Annotated in this window: 17 protein-coding genes; 8 read left to right on the plus strand and 9 right to left on the minus strand. The window is 41.3% G+C overall.

Features of this window, described 5'->3' with window-relative positions:
• The first annotated feature begins 9 nt into the window (after window positions 1-9).
• From LX92_RS04000 to LX92_RS04030, 7 genes are all read left to right on the plus strand, one after another.
• Window positions 10-1,416: a Gfo/Idh/MocA family protein gene (locus tag LX92_RS04000; protein ID WP_109648958.1), complete on the plus strand. Its 1,407-nt coding sequence runs from the start codon at window positions 10-12 to the stop codon at window positions 1,414-1,416.
• A gap of 36 nt (window positions 1,417-1,452) precedes the next feature.
• Window positions 1,453-2,496, plus strand: a complete 1,044-nt coding sequence (locus tag LX92_RS04005; RefSeq protein ID WP_109648959.1) for a Gfo/Idh/MocA family oxidoreductase — start codon at window positions 1,453-1,455, stop codon at window positions 2,494-2,496.
• Window positions 2,493-4,106, plus strand: coding sequence for a DUF5060 domain-containing protein (locus LX92_RS04010; RefSeq protein ID WP_109648960.1), 1,614 nt, complete (start codon window positions 2,493-2,495; stop codon window positions 4,104-4,106). Before LX92_RS04005 ends, LX92_RS04010 begins: the two co-directional genes overlap by 4 nt.
• Before the next feature lie 2 nt (window positions 4,107-4,108).
• Window positions 4,109-5,761 (plus strand): glycoside hydrolase family 43 protein, encoded by a 1,653-nt coding sequence (locus LX92_RS04015; protein ID WP_109648961.1) that lies wholly within the window; start codon window positions 4,109-4,111, stop codon window positions 5,759-5,761.
• A 14-nt stretch (window positions 5,762-5,775) separates the two neighbouring features.
• Window positions 5,776-7,794, plus strand: a complete 2,019-nt coding sequence (pelA, locus tag LX92_RS04020) for a pectate lyase (RefSeq protein ID WP_109648962.1) — start codon at window positions 5,776-5,778, stop codon at window positions 7,792-7,794.
• A complete protein-coding gene (locus LX92_RS04025; protein ID WP_109648963.1) occupies window positions 7,791-8,531 on the plus strand; it encodes a rhamnogalacturonan acetylesterase in 741 nt (246 codons plus the stop codon). The genes pelA and LX92_RS04025 overlap by 4 nt, the downstream gene beginning before the upstream one ends.
• A 119-nt stretch (window positions 8,532-8,650) precedes the next feature.
• Window positions 8,651-9,646, plus strand: coding sequence for an alpha/beta hydrolase (locus LX92_RS04030; RefSeq protein ID WP_109648964.1), 996 nt, complete (start codon window positions 8,651-8,653; stop codon window positions 9,644-9,646).
• A gap of 87 nt (window positions 9,647-9,733) precedes the next feature.
• Here the strand turns inward: LX92_RS04030 and LX92_RS04035 are convergent, their stop codons facing one another.
• The 9 genes from LX92_RS04035 to LX92_RS04075 all read right to left on the minus strand — a co-directional run bounded on the left by LX92_RS04035 (window position 9,734) and on the right by LX92_RS04075 (window position 17,109).
• Window positions 9,734-10,309, minus strand: a complete 576-nt coding sequence (locus LX92_RS04035; RefSeq protein ID WP_109648965.1) for an electron transport complex protein RnfA — start codon at window positions 10,307-10,309, stop codon at window positions 9,734-9,736.
• 1 nt (window position 10,310) lies between these two features.
• Window positions 10,311-10,916: an RnfABCDGE type electron transport complex subunit E gene (locus LX92_RS04040; protein ID WP_154362688.1), complete on the minus strand. Its 606-nt coding sequence runs from the start codon at window positions 10,914-10,916 to the stop codon at window positions 10,311-10,313.
• A gap of 5 nt (window positions 10,917-10,921) precedes the next feature.
• Window positions 10,922-11,518, minus strand: a complete 597-nt coding sequence (locus LX92_RS04045) for an RnfABCDGE type electron transport complex subunit G (protein ID WP_109648966.1) — start codon at window positions 11,516-11,518, stop codon at window positions 10,922-10,924.
• 2 nt (window positions 11,519-11,520) lie between these two features.
• Window positions 11,521-12,531, minus strand: a complete 1,011-nt coding sequence (locus LX92_RS04050) for an RnfABCDGE type electron transport complex subunit D (protein WP_109648967.1) — start codon at window positions 12,529-12,531, stop codon at window positions 11,521-11,523.
• A gap of 7 nt (window positions 12,532-12,538) precedes the next feature.
• Complete coding sequence (gene rsxC / locus LX92_RS04055; RefSeq protein ID WP_109648968.1) at window positions 12,539-13,867, minus strand: electron transport complex subunit RsxC; 1,329 nt, start codon at window positions 13,865-13,867, stop codon at window positions 12,539-12,541.
• Window positions 13,860-14,765: a Fe-S cluster domain-containing protein gene (locus tag LX92_RS04060; RefSeq protein WP_109648969.1), complete on the minus strand. Its 906-nt coding sequence runs from the start codon at window positions 14,763-14,765 to the stop codon at window positions 13,860-13,862. The genes rsxC and LX92_RS04060 overlap by 8 nt, the downstream gene beginning before the upstream one ends.
• A 6-nt stretch (window positions 14,766-14,771) precedes the next feature.
• Window positions 14,772-15,200, minus strand: a complete 429-nt coding sequence (locus LX92_RS04065) for a SoxR reducing system RseC family protein (RefSeq protein WP_109648970.1) — start codon at window positions 15,198-15,200, stop codon at window positions 14,772-14,774.
• Window positions 15,201-15,405: 205 nt separating this feature from the next.
• A complete protein-coding gene (locus LX92_RS04070) occupies window positions 15,406-16,131 on the minus strand; it encodes a ribonuclease activity regulator RraA (RefSeq protein WP_109648971.1) in 726 nt (241 codons plus the stop codon).
• 24 nt (window positions 16,132-16,155) lie between these two features.
• Window positions 16,156-17,109: a sugar phosphate isomerase/epimerase family protein gene (locus tag LX92_RS04075; RefSeq protein ID WP_109648972.1), complete on the minus strand. Its 954-nt coding sequence runs from the start codon at window positions 17,107-17,109 to the stop codon at window positions 16,156-16,158.
• 316 nt (window positions 17,110-17,425) lie between these two features.
• Here LX92_RS04075 and LX92_RS04080 point away from each other — a divergent pair, with 316 nt between their 5' ends.
• Window positions 17,426-19,759: a polysaccharide lyase 6 family protein gene (locus tag LX92_RS04080; RefSeq protein WP_109648973.1), complete on the plus strand. Its 2,334-nt coding sequence runs from the start codon at window positions 17,426-17,428 to the stop codon at window positions 19,757-19,759.
• Window position 19,760: the final 1 nt, after the last annotated feature.

The raw sequence follows: 19,760 nt of genomic DNA on the forward strand, positions 1-19,760 counted from the left end.
TATAAGCGCATGAAGAATTCAAGAAGAAAATTTTTAACATCCATAAGCATGTTGGCAGCCGCCAGTGCTTTTCCGGTTCAATCTTTTGGTTTTGGCAAATCAAGGAAACTTAAGGTCGTACTTGTTGGGACAGGTATCCGTGGTACGAGTTTTTGGGGCAAAAGATTGGTGGATGAATATTCCGATATTTTGGAGTTCGTAGGTTTAAGTGACGTGAATTCGGGTAGATTGGACTATGCCAAGGAATATATTGGTGTTACATGCCCCTTGTTCACCAACTTTGATAAAATGCTAAAGAAGACCAAACCGGATTTGGTTATCGTGACCACGGTTGATGCCACCCACCATGAGTTCATTATCAAGGGATTGGAATTCGGTTGTGATGTGCTAACGGAAAAACCACTTACAACCGATGGGGACAAGGCCCAAAGAATCCTGGATGCCGAAAGAAAATCGGGAAAAAACCTGATCGTAGGTTTCAATTACCGATGGAGTCCCTATAATACCAAGATCAAGGAGCTATTAATGGACAAAACGATCGGCGATATTACGTCGGTTGATTTTCATTGGTACTTGAACACCTATCATGGGGCTTCTTATTTTCGGAGATGGCATGGTCTAAAGGATAAAGGAGGTTCCCTATGGGTACATAAGGCCACACACCACTTTGATCTTCTGAACTGGTGGTTGGATTCCGACCCCAGTGAGGTATTTGCATATGGCAATTTGGAACATTATGGTTCAAATGGACCATTTAAGGGTGCGAATTGTAGGACCTGTGAACATAAGGGAAATTGTGAGTATTATTTTGATATCACCAAGAATCAAAGATTGATGGATCTATATGTGGCCAACGAAAACCACGATGGTTATATCAGGGATAATTGTTTGTTCAGGGATGAAATAGATATTTATGATAAAATGTCGGCACAGATCAAATACGCCAATGATGTTACCGTAAACTATTCATTGACCACCTATTCGCCTTTTGAAGGTTGGAGGATAGCCTTTAACGGAACAAAAGGTAGGATTGAAGCATCCTTGGATATACCCTATAACATAAACACCAACGTTGACCAAGCAGAAATGCATGCCAAGGAGATGGAGCAAAATGCGGTGGAAGAGGCGATGACAGAAAACATAATCGTACATAAGCTTTGGAGTGATTTTGACACCGTGACGGTTCCTACAGAGAAAGGTGGCCATGGAGGTGGTGATAAACGTTTGCATGATAAAATATTCAAAACACCGGAAATAGAAGATCCTTATGCTAGATCCGCAGGGATCAGGGATGGTATCATGTCCATACTTATCGGAATTGGTGCACGAAATAGTATTGAGACGGGGAATCCGATCAAAATAGCGGACTTAACCGATTTGGTCCCTCAGGCTAAGAGAATTAAAAGCACCAAATAATATGAATCGCGTTTAGCTTTAAATAAAACCATTTTTATGAAACCTGTTAAGACAGCAATATGCTCCTATGGTATTAGTGGCTCGGTTTTTCATGCGCCATTTATTTCTGTAAATCCAAATTTTGAGTTGTATGGGGTTTGGGAGCGGACCAAAAACAATGCACGGAAAAGATACCCCGACATTAAGACTTTTAGAAGTTTGGAAGAATTATTGGCGGATGACAATATAGAATTGGTTGTTGTGAATACCCCGAGTGTTACCCATTTCGATTATGCCAAAAAGGTGATAACATCAGGGAAGCATCTCATCGTGGAAAAACCTTTTACGGCCACATCATCCCAAGCGAAGGAATTGATCGAATTGGCCAAAAAGGAGGGTGTTAAACTTTCCGTTTATCACAATAGAAGATATGATAGCGATTGTAAAACGGTCGAAAAGGTACTAAAGGATGGTTTGCTGGGAAAAGTTGTGGAAGCGGAAATCCGTTATGACCGCTTTAACCCTGAACTGAGCTATAAAAAACACAAAGAAATACCTACCGAGGGGGTAGGAAGCTTATACGACTTGGGTTCCCATTTAATTGATCAAGCCATTCATCTGTTTGGGATGCCAAAGGCAGTATTTGCTGATTTGGATTCGTTACGCCCCAATTCAAGGGTGGTTGATTATTTTGATGTAAAACTGTTTTACGCTTCGCATAGGGTCTCCTTAAAATCGAGTTATTATGTGCGAGAGGCATTACCGGGAATTGTCTTTCACGGTACTAAGGGGTCATTTATAAAACCAAAGGGCGACATTCAAGAAGAAGAACTACAAGCCGGTAAAACACCGGGTACAAAGGATTGGGGTCTTGAACCTAAGAGCGGGGAAGGATTATTGCACACTGAAATTGACGGGACGATTGTTAAGGAAAGGATCCCGACACTGCGCGGTGATTATATGGAATATTACGAAGGAATATACGAGGCTATTCGAAATAATAAACCGTTAAACGTCACAGCAACAGAGGCTATGCAAGTAATTAAGGTAATTGAGGCTGCCCAGAAAAGCAATATAGAAAAGAAAACAATTGATTTATGAAAATTTCCAATATACTGATTGCCGGTCTGCTGTTTGTCCTAAGTCAAGCAGCTGTTTTTTCACAGGAAAAAGTTGAACAATGGAACCGTTTTGAGATTAGTTTAAACCATCGTATACAAGGTAATGGGTTTACTGATGTAGAACTTAAGGCCAAGTTCTATAATACGGACACCACCTTTTTAGTGAATGGTTTTTACGATGGGGATAATACGTTCAAGATTCGTTTTATGCCTCAGGAAATAGGTAGGTGGAACTATACGATTACAAGTAATATCAAGGAATTCAACAATAAGAAAGGCTATATTGAATGTGTAAGGGCCACAGGTGAAAACCACGGTATAGTAAGGGTTGCTGATACGTATCATTTCAAGTATGCCGATGGTAAGCAGTATTATCCTTTCGGCACCACGGCCTATGCTTGGATCCACATGGGTGAGGAGCTTCAAGAAGTAACCCTTGAGACCCTAAAAAAATCAGGCTTTAATAAAGTAAGGATGTGTGTATTTCCAAAGAGCTACAAACTGGTGCATGAAGAACCACTTCGTTATCCATTTAAGATAAAGGAAATGACACAGGACGAAGAGGGTAATAAAGTTTTTTTATGGGATTTTGAACGTTTTAACCCAGAGTTCTTCCAGCATTTGGAAAAAAGAATCGACGAATTGGCCGCACGGGGTATACAGGCCGATCTGATCCTATTCCATCCCTATGACAAAGGACGTTGGGGTTTTGATTCAATGTCTGTAAAAATGGATGTTCGATATCTAGAATATATTACGGCCCGTTTGGCTTCCTTTAAAAATGTATGGTGGTCGATTGCCAATGAATGGAAGTTCCTAAAATCAAAGTCTGTTGCCGATTGGGACGCCCTAATAGAAACGGTGGCTAAAAACGACCCATACGGCCACTTGTGTTCTATTCATGGTCCTACGTCTGTATATTATGATTATACAAAACCAGGGTTGACCCATGTCAGTATTCAGGATGAGGCTCCGGTCCTCAACTCCTATTCCACGGCAACTTTAAGGAATATCTATAAGAAACCTATTGTATTGGATGAAGTGGGTTATGAAGGTAATTTAACGCAACGGTGGGGTAGGTTGAGTCCGGAAAAAATGACAAATATGGTTTGGAACGGTATTATCTCCGGGGGGTATGTAACCCATGGGGAGACCTACATGTATGGTGGCGAAAAGGATACTATCTTTTGGGCAGATGGAGGTACTTTAAAAGGAAGTAGCTGGAAACGGATTTCGTTTTTACGAAATATTTTGGAAGATGCTCCAGGCCCCTTGATCATGTCCGATATCAGTCGGGACCTAAAAACGGCATCAGCAGGTAAGGGATACTATTTGGTCTACTTCGGGGAAGAAATGAACGAGTCCTGGATATTCAGTCTTCCTGTTAAAAATGGGGATAAAAAACGATTACAACCCGGGACTAAATTCAAAGTCGACATTATAGATGCTTGGGATATGACGATTACAGCCTATCCACAGGTTTTTGAGACCAGGACAGTAGACGGGTATCGTGTTTTTGATAAGGATATGAAAGAAGTACGGTTGCCCTTAAAACCCTATATAGCCCTAAGGATTACGGAGACCGATTAATTATGGTACGTAGAAAGAAAAGTGCTCTGGTACTAAACGGGGTTTTTGTTAAAAAGAATTGTTTTTTATTCCTTCTAGCCCCTTTATGGCTTTTAGGACAAACCCAACAGACCATATCGGAAGTATGGCAATCCGATCAAGGTGATGGTACGTATGCCAATCCAATCTTGCATGCTGATTATTCGGACCCCGATGTAGTTCGGGTAGGGGAGGATTACTATATGACAGCTTCTTCCTTCAATTGTATCCCGGGATTACCTATTCTACATTCGAAAGATCTTGTCAACTGGCAGTTGGTAAACCATGCCTTGCCAAAACAAGTGCCTTTGGATGTTTTTGATGTGCCGCAGCATGGTAATGGGGTATGGGCTCCTTGTATTCGATTTCATGAAGGCATGTATTATATTTTTTATCCAGATCCGGATTTTGGTATTTACATGATCAAGACAGATGATCCCAATACCAATTGGTCAGAACCCCAATTGATAAAAAGTGGTAAAGGGTTGATTGACCCAGCTCCCTTATGGGATGATGACGGACAGGCATATTTAGCTTATGCCTTTGCCGGAAGCAGGGCGGGAATAAAGAGCATGCTCTTGGTTTGTTCCATGTCACCTGATGCTACCAGAACTGTGGAAAATGATGTTTTGGTGTTTGATGGTCATGAAAAACAACCCACCATCGAAGGACCTAAATTTTATAAAAGAAATGGATACTACTATCTTTTTGCACCAGCAGGAGGTGTTTCTACAGGTTGGCAATTGGTATTGCGTTCAAAAAATGTCTTTGGGCCCTATGAGGAAAAAATTGTGATGGAGCAAGGAGCAACACCTATAAATGGGCCACATCAAGGTGCTTGGGTCGATACTATTACGGGTGAGGATTGGTTTATCCATTTTCAGGATAAAGGGGCTTATGGCCGTGTTGTGCATTTACAGCCAATGAAATGGGAAAACGATTGGCCCATTATCGGTAAGGATCAGGGCAATGGTGTTGGTGTGCCTGTATTGGAGTATAAAAAATCCAATGTGGGTAAAACGTATCCTAAAGTAACCCCTCCGGATTCAGATGGGTTTAATGCAACTTCACTCGGATTGCAATGGCAATGGCATGCAAACCCGAAGTTGTATTGGGGACTTCCTACCTCCAACGGATATTTTAGACTGTTTTGCCAAGCAATTCCTGAAGGGGTAACTAATTTATGGGGTGTTCCGAATTTGTTGTTGCAAAAATGGCCTTCGAAAACATTCACAGCAACAACAAAGGTAACTTTCCGCGCTCATGAAGATGGCGAGAAAGCAGGCTTTTTGATAATGGGAAGATCTTATGCTTACCTCGAAGTTAAACGGGAGAATGATGAATTGTACGTCTCTCAGGTAATCTGTAATAATGCCGATTTGGAAGGTATTGAAACAGTGGGAAAATCCTATAAGGTAAAGTCTTACGAACTGTATTTGAGAATAGCCGTTGACAAAGGGGGAAAGTGCCAATTTGGTTATAGCAAGGATGGGAAGACTTTTAAAAATGTAGGGGAAGGATTCATCGCCCGGGAAGGGAAGTGGATCGGAGCCAAGATTGGGTATTTTGCCCAAAGGAAAGGGGTTACCAATAATGCGGGGTATTTAGATATTGACTGGATTCGTTTTATGCCCTGACTAAATTTTTCTTTATGTCCAATTTTTTAAGATGTAGCCTGTTTTTTATAATAACCAACTTGACCTATGCACAAGTACAGGTGTTGGATGCTTCGTGGAAAGAAATTGCCCACTTGAAAGACAGTTCTTGGTTCGCTACAAATGAGGCTAAGGCGGTAGCAGGGAATGTTTTGTTGTTTCAAAGGGATATTGGGGGGTGGCCAAAGAACATTCAAATGCACAAGCCCCTTTCTGAAGGGAAAAAGCGTGAATTGAATGAACTGAAATCAATACCTCGGGGATGTACCATAGACAATGGGGCTACTACCCAAGAAATGATATTCCTGTCCAAAATGTACCGACAAACCAAAAATGGGCAATATCGAACGGCCTTTTTAAAGGGTTTGGATTATCTCTTGGAAGCCCAGTACGAAAATGGGGGGTGGCCGCAATTCTACCCTTTGCGCAAGGGCTATTATACGCACATAACCTATAATGATGACGCCATGGTAAATGTGCTTCGCATCCTAAAGGATATTGCCGGTTCAAAGCGATTCGTACATCTCGATATACCCGTCGAAAAAGTAGAGAAGGTTAGACTGGCTTTTGAGAAGGGTATTGATTGTATTTTGAAAACACAATATGTTCAAAGCGGAAAGTTGACCGTGTGGTGTGCCCAACATGATGAAAACACCTTACTTCCTGCTAAAGCAAGATCATATGAGTTGCCTTCATTAAGTGGGAGTGAATCCGCAAAGATCGTTTTACTTCTTTTAAGTGTTGAAAACCCTTCAGACGGGGTTGTAGCAGCGATTGAATCCGCCGTGAAATGGTTTAAGGAAACAAAAATTGAAGGGTTACGGGAAGAGCGTGTCTACAATGACAACGGTAAATTGATAAAAAAAATAATGGTGCCTGACGCTGGGGCCAAACCCCTTTGGGCCAGGTTTATGGAATTAGAGGATAACAGACCTTTTTTCTGTGATCGTGATGGCATTAAAAAAGAAAGCATAGAAGAAATAGGGGAAGAGCGTAGAAATGGTTATAAATGGTATACCGATGAACCTCTGGAGGTATTGGTAAAATACCCGAAGTGGAAGGATAAAATTACGGGAAAGGCCATAATAAAAAGGGAAATCGATATCTACAATATGATTGTGGCCAAGGATGGCACGGGAGATTTCACCTCTATTCAAGAAGCCATCAATAGTGCCAAGGGATTTCCTGATAAGCGTGTAACCATCAAGGTAAAAAATGGAATTTATAAGGAGAAAGTTGAGGTCTATGAATGGAATACACATATGTCGATCATTGGGGAGGATAAGGATAAGACCATCATTACTTATGATGATTATTTTGACAGATTGAATCTGGGAAGAAACAGTACCTTCCATACCCCTACATTCTTGGTGCAGGGCAATGACTTTTATGCCGAAAACCTTACCATTCAAAATACTGCCGGACAAAAAGGACAAGCCGTGGCCTTAGCGGTAAATGCGGACCGCGTTTTAATTGAGAATTGTAAAATCAAAGGAAATCAAGATACCTTATATACCACAGGGGAAGGTTTTAGGCAATACTATAAGGATTGCTATATCGAAGGAACGACCGACTTTATTTTTGGACAGGCGACAGCACTTTTTCAGAATAGTGTAATCCACAGTAAATCAGATTCCTATATCACAGCTGCCTCTACCCCAAAACATATGGAATTCGGCTATGTTTTCAAGGATTGTAAACTCACGGGCACTCCGGGATTGGGTAAAGTGTACTTAGGCAGACCATGGCGAACGTATGCAAAAACCGTTTTTATCAATTGTGTTATGGGAGATCATATCATCCCGGAGGGATGGGATAATTGGTCTAACGAGAAAGCCCTGAGAGGGACGTTCTACGCGGAATATAATTGCAGCGGACCAGGATTTCAACCCGGTAAAAGGGTGGGGTGGTCGCATCAGTTAAAAAAAGTGGAAGCTAAAAAATATACGGTTGGGAATATTCTAGGGAATCAAAAAATGGAGGGGAAACCATGGTATTTGAATTTCAGGAAATGAGGGTAAAAGTATTTTTGATGGTTTTCGTGTTCCTCGGTGCAATCTGTAATGCACAGGAGACAACGATTTATTGTATTGGGGATTCGACAATGGCGAACAAGGATAATCCCAATGAAAATCCAGAGCGCGGTTGGGCGCAGGTTTTGCCACTTTTTTTTACCAAGGAGGTGAAGATAGACAATAGGGCCGTTAATGGTCGGAGTTCAAAAAGTTTTATCAATGAGAAAAGATGGGATTCGGTTTGCAAAGTATTAAAACCAAATGATTATGTGTTCATCCAGTTTGGACATAACGATCAAAAGATAAAGGATTCGACCCGTTATACCAATCCACATACTGCCTATCGTTATAATTTGATTCGATTTGTCAAGGAAACAAGGGAAAAGGGGGCAATCCCAATACTTTTTTCATCCATTGCAAGAAGAAATTTCAATGAATTTGGGACTTTGGTCGATACACACGGCGAATATCCTATGGAAGTGCGATTGGTGGCCCAGGAATTGAAGGTTCCATTTGTTGACCTTCAATACTTAACCGAGGAGTTGGAAATTTCCTATGGCCCCGAAGGGTCCAAAAAACTACACCTTCACTTTAAACCTGGGGAGCATCCGTACTATCCAAACGGAAAAGAGGATAATACACATTTGTCCAAAAAAGGGGCGTTGTTGGTTTCAGGATTGGTCATAGATGAGCTAATATCCTTAGAACTTCCATTGGTGGATATGATAAAACCTTGAAGTCGGCTCATAAGGCTTTGGGTTGTTTTACTGGAGGGGAGTAGCATAATCCGAATAGGAGAAATGGCACATGGGAGAACGTTAAGACGCCCAGTTCGATAGCATAAACAAAATCAGGGATGATAAAAACACGACCTTCTCAAAATTGGTTATTTGTACTGGTGCTTCTTGTTGCCCATTATAGCCTTGCACAAAATCTAGATGGGATTACGGGGGTCAGAGATAGTTCATATACCACTTTAGCTGCGTATACCAAGGATGTGAAAAAACATCCAGGAATCAAAGTGGTTACGGAGTTCAGGTTCAATGACGTTAAAGAAAGTAGGAACATAGTCTATTCCATATTGGGTAATAGGAAGTTACTTTTGGATGTTTTTCAAAATACAACAAAAAGTCAGGTTCCAAGAACCGCCATAGTCATTATCCATGGCGGCGGCTGGCGCACAGGCGATAGAACACAACACTATCCTATGGCCCAGAAGCTTGCCGATCTGGGTTATGTCTGCTTTACCCCAGAGTACAGATTATCAACGGAAGCACTGTTCCCAGCTGCTGTATTTGATTTAAAGGCAGCTGTTCGATATGTGCGCGCAAATGCTGTTGAATATCATATTGACCCTGATAAAATCGCAGTTTTAGGCTTTTCGGCAGGGGGCGAATTGGCTTCCTTTTTGGGGGTTACTGCCAATATGCCCCTTTTTGAAGGGAATTGTATGGGTAATGAACAACCCTCCACGGTCAATGCAGTAATTGATATTGATGGTATATTGTCTTTTGTACATCCTGATAGTGGGGAAGGTAATGATACGAATGGTATTTCAGCGGCTACGTATTGGTTTGGGTTCCCTAAGAATGACAATCCAGTTCTATGGGAAACGGCATCGCCTTTAAGCTATGTGGGTCACAAAACACCACCTACTTTATTTATCAATAGTTCAATTGAGCGGATGCATGCTGGTAGGGACGATTATATTGCTGTTCTCGATAAGAACAGGATATATTCAGAGGTTCATGAATTTAGGGATGCGCCACATTCATTTTGTTTGTATCACCCTTGGTTTCAGCCCACCATAGTGTATATTGATTTGTTTTTAAGGACGGTATTGGACAAATAAACTGACCCAAGACCCAGGTTGCTGGATTTTGGTTTTCAACTAATAATGGTTGAGCTATTGTGGCTTGTTTTTGGTCACATTTTTCGATTATACCAATCCGGTGAACCCTAAAAAGGCTAAGGATAATAGTCCGGCCACCAACAAATTGATAGGAACCCCTTTCATACCTTCAGGTATATTGGCGAGTTCTAGATATTCGCGAATACTGGCAAAGACGATCAAAGCCAAACCAAATCCAAGAGAATTGGAGAAAGCGAAGAAAACGGCCTTTAAAAGGCTGCTGTTTTCGAGGCCCAAAGCCAGGATGGCAACACCAAGGACGGCACAGTTCGTGGTAATCAGTGGAAGAAAAACCCCCAAAGCCTGGTATAAAGGTGGACTCACTTTTTTAAGGATAATCTCTACCATTTGCACCAAAGCGGCAATAACAAGGATAAAGGTTATGGTCCGTAGATAATCCAATCCTGCAGGAAGTAGAATATAGTTGTGTAACAGATAGGTTGCGGTAGTCGCAATGGTCATTACGAACATTACGGCACCTGCCATACCCACCGAGGTCGATATTTTGTTGGAAACGCCTAAAAAGGGACATATGCCCAAAAATTGCGATAGTACAATATTATTGACGAATACAGCGGCTATGAGTATTACGATATAGTCCATTCTAAGCTGTTTTAGCGGTTAGTTTATTAAACAAGATTGATAGATAGGCCAGGGCTATAAATGCTCCTGGAGGAAGAATGAAAAGGATGAACGTATTGGCGTCCTCTGACACGAATTTATAATCGAAAATACTTCCATTACCCAGAATTTCACGGGTTATACCCAAAACGGTAAGCGCAAGTACAAAACCCAGTCCCATGCCAAGTGCATCCAACACCGAGGATTTTAAATCATTTTTTGAGGCAAAGGCCTCGGCCCTTCCCAGAATGAGGCAGTTTACCACGATTAAGGGGATAAAGATGCCCAGTTGCTCGTAAAGAAAGGGGATAAAAGCTTCCAAGACCATTTCAACGATGGTCACGAAAGAAGCGATTATGATGATAAAGGCAGGAATCCTGACCTTACTCGGTATTTGCGATTTGACTAGGGAAACGACCGTATTGGACATTAAGAGTACGAATAAGGTGGCAACTCCCATCCCGAATCCGTTAAAGGCCGATGAAGTAACCCCCAAAGTAGGGCACATACCCAGAAGCATTACAAAGATGGGGTTCTCCTTGACGATACCTTTTAAGAAATTTTGCTTTTGATCAATGGTATTGGCCATAATTTCTAGTTGTTCGATTTGGTTAAAGAATCCTTGATTTTCATATATTCATCATAGGCACTTTGGGCAGCTTCCGTAAAGGCCCTTGAACTGATCGTAGCTCCGGTCAAGGCATCGACCTCACCACCATCTTTGGAGACTTTTAGGTTATAGTCGGACGGATTTTTATCCCGAAATTGTCCCAAGAATTTTTCTTCTTTCATCTTGGTGCCTAGTCCAGGGGTTTCTTTCTGCTCCAGTACGACGATATTTTGAATACTTCCGTCGGGTTTAAAACCGACCATGATTTTCACCAAGCCACTAAAGCCTTTTTCCGAAGCACCGATAACGGCGGCACCTACGAATTTCCCACTTTTAAAAGCGGGGTAAACTTCCACACTATCCTTTGCTACAGTGGTTTTTATCCGAACTACTTCGGATACGAGGTCGTTATCGAATTCCGGTAGTACAGCCTTAAGGGCATTGACTTTTTTGGCCAATTTGGCTTCGGCTTTAGGGGCCAAGGTTAGGTTATTGACAAAACCTAATGAGAATCCAGCCACTAGGGTGATCACGATAAGTGATAGGGCCATGTTCAAAAATGTTGATTCCTTCTTGCTCATAACTACATTATTTTGGCTTTGATCTTAGAACCGAACCTGCGTGGTTTAAAATAACTGTTGATTAGGGGTACAAAAGCATTCATAATCAATATGGCAAAAGAGATGCCTTCAGGATAGGCGCCGTATAATCGAATGATGACGGTTATTGCTCCAATACCTATGGCGAAAATCACCATGCCCTTTTTGGTCATGGGACTCGTAACCATATCCGTGGCCATAAAGAACGCCCCTAAAATGGCCCCGCCCGATAATAGATGTATTAATGGGTTGGCATAATGCTCGGGGTCTATAGACCAGAAAATACCGGTCATAATGGCCATTGTCAGTAATACCGTTACTGGAATATGCCATGAGATGACTTTGCGAATCATAAGATATAAACCTCCAAGTAGAAGGGCGATTGCCGACATCTCACCAAGGGAACCTCCTGTGATACCTAAAAGCATATCAACGCTCGATGGAAGCTTGGCACTTAACTCGGTCATGGTTCCTCCAAACTGTAAGCCTTCTTTAATAATGCCCAGTGTTGTAGCACCGGAAACGGCATCTGCGATGGTGGTATTATTTACTACCGCCATTGGCCAAAGCGTCATCTGTACGGGAAAGCATACCAAAAGGAAAACCCTACCGACCAAAGCTGGATTGAAAACGTTGAACCCAAGTCCACCGAATGAGAGTTTCGCTATACCGATAGCGACCAAACTACCTACGATTATCATCCAAATGGGTAGCCCGGCAGGTACGTTGAAAGCCAACAGTAATCCGGTTAATAAGGCTGAACCATCCGTTATGGTCACCTCGGTTTTCATGAGGTATTTTTGAATGAGATATTCAAACAACAAACATGAAATAATGGCAATGGAGGTGGTTATTAATGCGTTAAAGCCAAATACGTACAACGATACCAAAAATGCGGGTACCAATGCAATGACTACATCGTACATTATTTTTTTGGAAGTTCTTTCAGAATGAACGTGTGGGGAGGCCGAAATAACAATTGGGGGGCTATCCATTATGTATTTAATTTTTAGAAGATGCTAAATTTTTAGTGATATTTTTTCCAAACCTGATATAGTCTAACAAAGGACGGTTCGAAGGACATACATAACTACACGAACCACATTCGATACAGGTCATTATGTCTTCTTGGGCTGCTTTTTCATACATGCCTTTCTCTGATAGATTCATTAAGAGGTGGGGTTCCAATCCCATAGGGCAGACATTGACACATTCGCCACAACGAATACAATTTTTGACCTCGCCCCTACAGGCCTCATCCTCATCGACGATCAGGATACCCGAAGTACCTTTGGTAACAGGCACATCGGTATTTTTTATGGCTTTGCCCATCATGGGGCCGCCGTTTATTATTTTTCGGGTTCCTTCTGGCATACCACCTACTTCCTCGATCAGGTCCTTGATGGGGGTTCCTATCTTAACCCAGAAGTTAGAGGGGTTGTCCAGTTTTTTACCGGTTACGGTAACGACCCTTTCAATCAATGGTTTGTTATGCTGGATGGCTTCGTAAATGGCAAAAATCGTCCCAACGTTATTGACAACGACACCAACATCCATAGGTAGGCCATTTTTGGGAACCTCTCGACCCAAAATGGCACTTATCAATTGCTTTTCGCCACCTTGGGGATATTTCACCTGTAAGGCAGCTACTTGTATCTCTTTTTCGTCGGCGGTCAATCGTTTGAATAATTCAACGGCATCGTGTTTGTTGTCCTCTATGCCGATGACCGCTTTGTGCACGTGTAGTGCTTTCATTAGGATTTTTATACCCACAATGATTTCCTCCCCTTTCTCGAGCATCAATCTATGGTCTGCCGTTAAATAGGGCTCGCATTCGACACCATTGATGATAAGGCAATCCATCTTTTTATCTTCCTTGATGTTCAGCTTTACATGGGAAGGGAAAGTAGCACCACCCAAACCTACGATTCCGAAATCGGAAATGCGTTTTACGATTTCCGCGGGCTCAAGATCTATTTCTTTTTTTAGGGGGTAATCGACTTCCTGGAAATTGGTCTCGTTCTTAACGTCTGTACGAATAACGATACATTGTTTTTTATATCCGCTGGAGTCGATGACCATATCCAATTTGGTAACGGTACCGGCAACGGGGGAATGGATGTTCGAAGAAACGAATCCTCCGGATTTGGCGATGACCTGGCCGATTTCTACCTTATCCTTTCGATCAACAATGATTTCAGCAGGTATTCCAATATGCTGTGCTATAGGCACGTAAACCACCTTGGGTGGTGCCAGTCGCTTAATCTTCTTTGTTGATGTAAGTTTATTTTCTGGGGGATGTATACCTCCTTTTGAGAATGTTTTAAGCATCTTTTACAAGGTTTACCGATTTAACTTCGCCCGAGGGGTCAGCTTCTACCTTTTTTTCCACTACCTTTTTTACTTTTGGTGGTGGGAAGTTTGTTTCAATAATGGAGTGTGTAGGACATACAGGGACACATTTTCTACATAATGTGCAATATTCAGGGTCTATATAGGCCAAGTTGTTCACCATGGTAATAGCGTCTTTTGGACAAACATCCTCGCATTTGGAACATCCTATACAAGCCACGGAACAGGCTTTTTTGGCAATACCACCTTTTTCCTCGTTTAAGCAACCCACATAGACCTTTAAGTCCCTCTTGTTTTTGGGACGCATCTCGATAATGTCACGGGGGCATGCTTCAACACACATACCACACGATGTACATTTATCGGTTATAACAATGGGTAGTCCAGTGGTTTCATCCATGAACATGGCATCGAACTTACAGGCGGTAACGCAATCCCCATCGCCAAGACAACCGTATTGGCAATCGGTTTCACCACTATAGATCATGGCCGATATGGCGCAGGATTTTGGTCCTTGGTATTCAGTGGTCTTTGGTCGAACTTCACAGGAACCTTGACATCGGACCACGGCAACCGTTGGGTCTTTTTCGGCAACTTCCTTGCCTAAGGTTTCGGCAACCAATTTCATGACATCATTTCCCCCAACAGGACAAAACAAATCCGAAATATCCTCGGTGGCCACTAATTTTTCAGCGAATGATTTACATCCGGGAGAACCACAGCCGGCACAATTGGCCCCTGGCAATATATCTTCCACTTCAGCAATCAACGGGTCCTCATATACATAGAACTTTTTAGAGACCACAAACAGCACCAAGGCCGTTACAGCTCCTAAGGAAACGAGTAAAAGGACACTATTTAATATGGATTCATTCATCGTTAGCTAAATTTTTACAACGGAAATTTTAAATGTTTTTTTAAAGACATTCCTTAAAACATAGAGTAACAGGTAATAAGGTACCAAGATCAAAAGGGATAAAATACCCGCCATCCATTCTTTTAAGAATAAGGAAGAGACCATTAATGTCAATACCATAAGTAGAAAAGGGAAAATATATGCCCAGAAAACGGCTTTTAGTCCCAGTCCTTTCTTTAAAATCACATTAACCTGTTCATTCAAGGCAAAAGATTCATCTGTGCTGGAGATCTCCACTTCCTTGGAACCGGATTCGGAAATACCGCAAGTGCTTTTGGCACGGCACGATTCACAATGAACATTTTCATCTAAGGAAATAATCAGCGAACCATTGTCCTTTTTTGAAATAACACCAGAGTGTACGTATGCATCTTTTTCTGATAACCTTGATTCCATTTATAATGGGTGTTTGTCTCTTTTTTAGAGGCAATAAAGTTAAGTTGATTGGTTAGGTCAGAACATGACATATGTCAGGATTTGGCGCATGGGTAGGTGGTTTATAGCTCTTTAGAATCATTCTAAAGAGTGTTTCTTTAAAAAACAAGGGGCGAAATACATCATTTCGCCCCTTGTTAAATTGTAAATTATTGATGGTAATATGTTATCGATTAGTCGTTTTGTTTTTCTTCCACGACTCAAACGCTTTTTTAATATTTTCATCAACAAGGGGGTAGAGGCCTATGACCGCATGTCCATTTTCAACTTGTTGTATGACATAATCCTCATATAAGGTCATCTGAACACATTCATCCGCTACTTCATCGGCTATATGGGCCGGTATTACCATGACACCATCATCGTCACCCACTAAAATATCACCGGGAAATACGGCAACATCGCCACAACCTATAGGTTCATTGATTGCAATGGCTTGGTGAAGGGTTAAATTGGTAGGAGCGGATGGTCGATTATGATAGGAAGGAAATTCCAATTCGGCAATCTCGGCGGAATCACGGAATCCGCCATCGGTGACGATTCCGGCGACACCCCTCACCATTAACCGTGTCGCTAAGATGGAACCTGCCGATGCTGCCCGGGCATCTTTCCTGCTGTCGATAACCAAAACCGCACCCTTAGGACATTCTTCTACGGCAACCCTTTGAAGATGGTTTGGGTCTCGGAACACTTCTATTGGGTTGAGGTCTTCCCTTGCAGGAATGTATCTTAACGTATAAGCTTCGCCAACCATGTTTGGTTTGTTCGGCTTTAAGGGTTTTACATCTTGAATGAATTGATTCTTCAAGCCTCTTTTAAAAAGACAGGTGGCTATGGTCGCTGTACTGACTTTTCGTAACTTCTCCTTGGTGGTAGGTAAGGTTGTACCCATAGTATCGATATTTTGATCGTTGTTTTATTTAGCTTTTTGCCATGCCTCTTTTAGGAAGGTCAAGTCTTTTTTCATCTGTTGGAAAACCTCCTTCTGGGGAATGGATATTTCCGAAGCTCCCTTTTCGGCGCCACCAAGGTCATATTCTAAATGAAGGGAAATCGGAACATTGATTTTATATTTCTTAAGTAACGAAAAGTACAGGTCAAAATTGACCATTCCCTCTCCCAAAGGGGTGTTTATCGGTTTCCATTTTCCGTTCACATTGCCCCATTTAAAATCCTTGATCACGATTGTTTTTATATAAGGACGTATGTGTCTTAAGCCTAACTCCCAACAGGAACCTCCTTCGACCACTGCATGTCTAATATCGTATTGACAGCCCATATATTCATTTTGGGTATGTGAGAGAATCGGTGGTAAATCCCAAATTGGGGCACCGACATGGTTGCCGGCATGATTTTGATAGCATCCTATTAGTCCATACTTTTTATTAAGGATTTCCAATTCCTTGAATTGTTGACCGAAAATGGCCTGACTCTCCGTAATGGTACGGTCTTCTGGATAGGTAAGCCATCCTGTGCGGTAATGGGTCAACCCCAAGGAACCGGCTGTTTTCAAAACGGATAAGGTCTCCTTTTTTTCGGCATCGAGAATGTTGGTCGTCATCATTTGAGGAAGCAAATCGTTTTTTTGCATCGCCTCAACAGCTTTTGGCAATTCATCGACGACTTTCTCAGGGGATACATGGCCTTTGGGTCTCACCGTTAAGTCAAGTCCATTAAAACCCATTTCAGCAGTAGCTTCCGACATGGCATTATAGTCCAAGAATTGAAGATGCTTCGAAAACAAGAACACTTTGGGTAATTCGGAAGTGTTTTCTTTAAATAAATTACCTGCAATACCCGATAAAGGAAGGATCATGGCGGAACCGGCAAGGGTTGATTGTTTTAGGAAGTGTCTTCTAGTGTGTTTCATTCGTTCCGGTTTTAAGGTTGTTCTTTGTTTATACAATCGAATATACAAGCTCGGTATAATTTTTAGGATTACCTACTGAATAGGATGACTTCATGATTTTCGTTAAACTCCTAAATCCTCAAAGTTTCATTTTGCCAACCTATAGTCCATAATGGATAAAACAGGAGGCAACTAAAGGTGTTTCTAAATCACCTTTTTGCCGTTTACATATTAAGTGGCTTATAGGATTATCAGTTTAGGATTTTAATGTTAAAAATTTGTCAGCTCCACAAATATACATATATTTGGTAAACCAAACTGGTTAACCAATTATAGTATGAAACGTGTTATTCTATTTGCTTCCATAATATTTTTATCGATTTTAGCATCCTGTAACCCCAAAACCGAGGGAAATACGGTAAAGAGTGTCCAGGAATTCAATGATGCTGTTAAAAATGCAAATCCAGGGGATGTCATTACATTGGCCAATGGGGTTTGGAAAGATGCTGAACTGGTTTTTGAAGGCCATGGAACGGAAAAAGAACCGATTACCCTTACCGTGGAGGAAAAAGGGAAGGTTACGCTAGAGGGAGCCTCGAACCTTCAGATAGCAGGGGAATATTTAATTGTCGACGGACTCGTTTTCAAAAATGGATATACACCAACAAATGCAGTTATTTCATTTAGGAAAAACAAAAAGGAAATCGCAAATAATTGTCGTTTAACAGAATGTGTTATCGATAATTATAACAATCCAGAGCGTCATGTCCAGGATTATTGGATTACCATATATGGGAAAAACAATCGTATTGACCATAACCATATTGTTGGTAAAAAGAATTTGGGTGTTACCATGATTGTTGGTTTGGATACTGAGGACAGCTGGCAGAACAATCATAAAATAGATCATAATTATTTTGGTCCCCGACCTACCTTTGGGAATAATGGGGGAGAGACCCTACGCATCGGTACAAGTCATCATGCCATGGAAAATTCAAGTACCTTGGTTGAGTCCAATTATTTTGATAGATGTAATGGCGAGCATGAGATCATTTCGAACAAATCCTGTAATAACACCTTTAAGTATAATACATTTTACGAATGTACAGGTACATTGACCATGCGACATGGTAATGAGACATTGGTTGATGGTAATGTCTTTATAGGGAACAACAAACCAAGTACTGGGGGGGTTCGGGTAATCAACGAATCGCAAACGGTCATAAATAATTACCATATCGGATTAACAGGGTACCGTTTTAGGGGTGCATTCGTAATGATGAATGGTGTGCCTAATTCACCACCTAACCGTTATGTGCCGGTTATTGATTCCAAAGTAAGGAATAACACGTTTATCAATTGTGACAATATACAGTTATGTGCAGGAAGTGATGCCGAAAGAAGTCAGGCACCCAGCACTTCAGAGATTTCAGAAAACATTTTTTATCACGAAAACAAAAAGAATCTCTTCACGGTGTATGATGATATCAGTGGTATAACATTTAAGGATAATATTCTAGGTAAAAACCTGGAAGTTGATATCCCTAGTGGATTCACCCATGCGGATATGCAATTGGTAAAAAACGAACAGGGATTTCTGATACCTACTTCGGATAAGATAAAAAATGAGGTTACGATTAGTCCAAATATTGCAACCAAGGAGAATACGGGAATAGCATGGTATTCGAAAAAAGATAAGGGTGTAGCGTTAAATTCTGGGGAAACCATTCAAGTTGAGCCGGGAATCAATACCTTGTTTGAAGCAACAAGGAACTCCAATCCTGGGGATGTTATTGAGTTGGTTTCTGGTGAAACCTATTTATTGACCAAAGCGGTTAAGGTTAATCATCCCTTGACCTTCAAGTCTTCTGGAAAAGAAAAGGCGGTTATCTTATTTGAGCGTATGATGGCCTTTGAGATACAGAATGGTGGTAGTCTGTCATTGGAGAATGTGAAATTCGATGGTGCCAGTTCGCCCGATTATGCTGGAAATGCCGTGATTAGTACAAGTAAAAAGTCCATGATCGAAAACTATAGGTTGTTTATAGATAATTGTGATTTTGAAAATTTTACCGTGAATCATTCTTTTGATGTGTTGAGGGTCTCTAAGGGAACATTTGCGGATACCATTAGTATCCAAAATTCAAAATTCAGGAATATTACGGGCCATATCGCTGCATTGGATAAAGAGACTGATGATATCGGGGCATACAACGTTGAATATCTTATAATGAAAAACAACGTACTTAAGGATGTGCAAGGTGCTGCATTACGATTGTACAGGGGAGGAAAAGATGAAAGTACCTTTGGTCCTTTCTTGGAATTGGAACATAATACATTGGATAATGTAGGTTTTGGTTCCAAAAACAAATACAAAACAGCCTTGTCGTTATATGGTGTTCAGGTTATCGACATCAAGGATAACCTTTTCAACAAGACCAAAGGGATCGAAATGCATTTGGTGGTAGGGGAACCTGTTGTGAATGTAAAGAACAATGACTTTTATAAATCGGATCTGCTTAAGGTTACCGGGGACCAAAAATACAATGTGGAGAATCTTTGGACCTTACCTATTGAGTTTGCCAACGAATCCGATTATATCCTAAAGGGGAATTCCCCATTGGTAAATAAGGCAACAGATGGTTTAAGCCTGGGTGTTGTTAAAAATTAAA

The organism is Maribacter polysiphoniae (genome assembly GCF_003148665.1).
GTDB lineage: Bacteria > Bacteroidota > Bacteroidia > Flavobacteriales > Flavobacteriaceae > Maribacter_A > Maribacter_A polysiphoniae.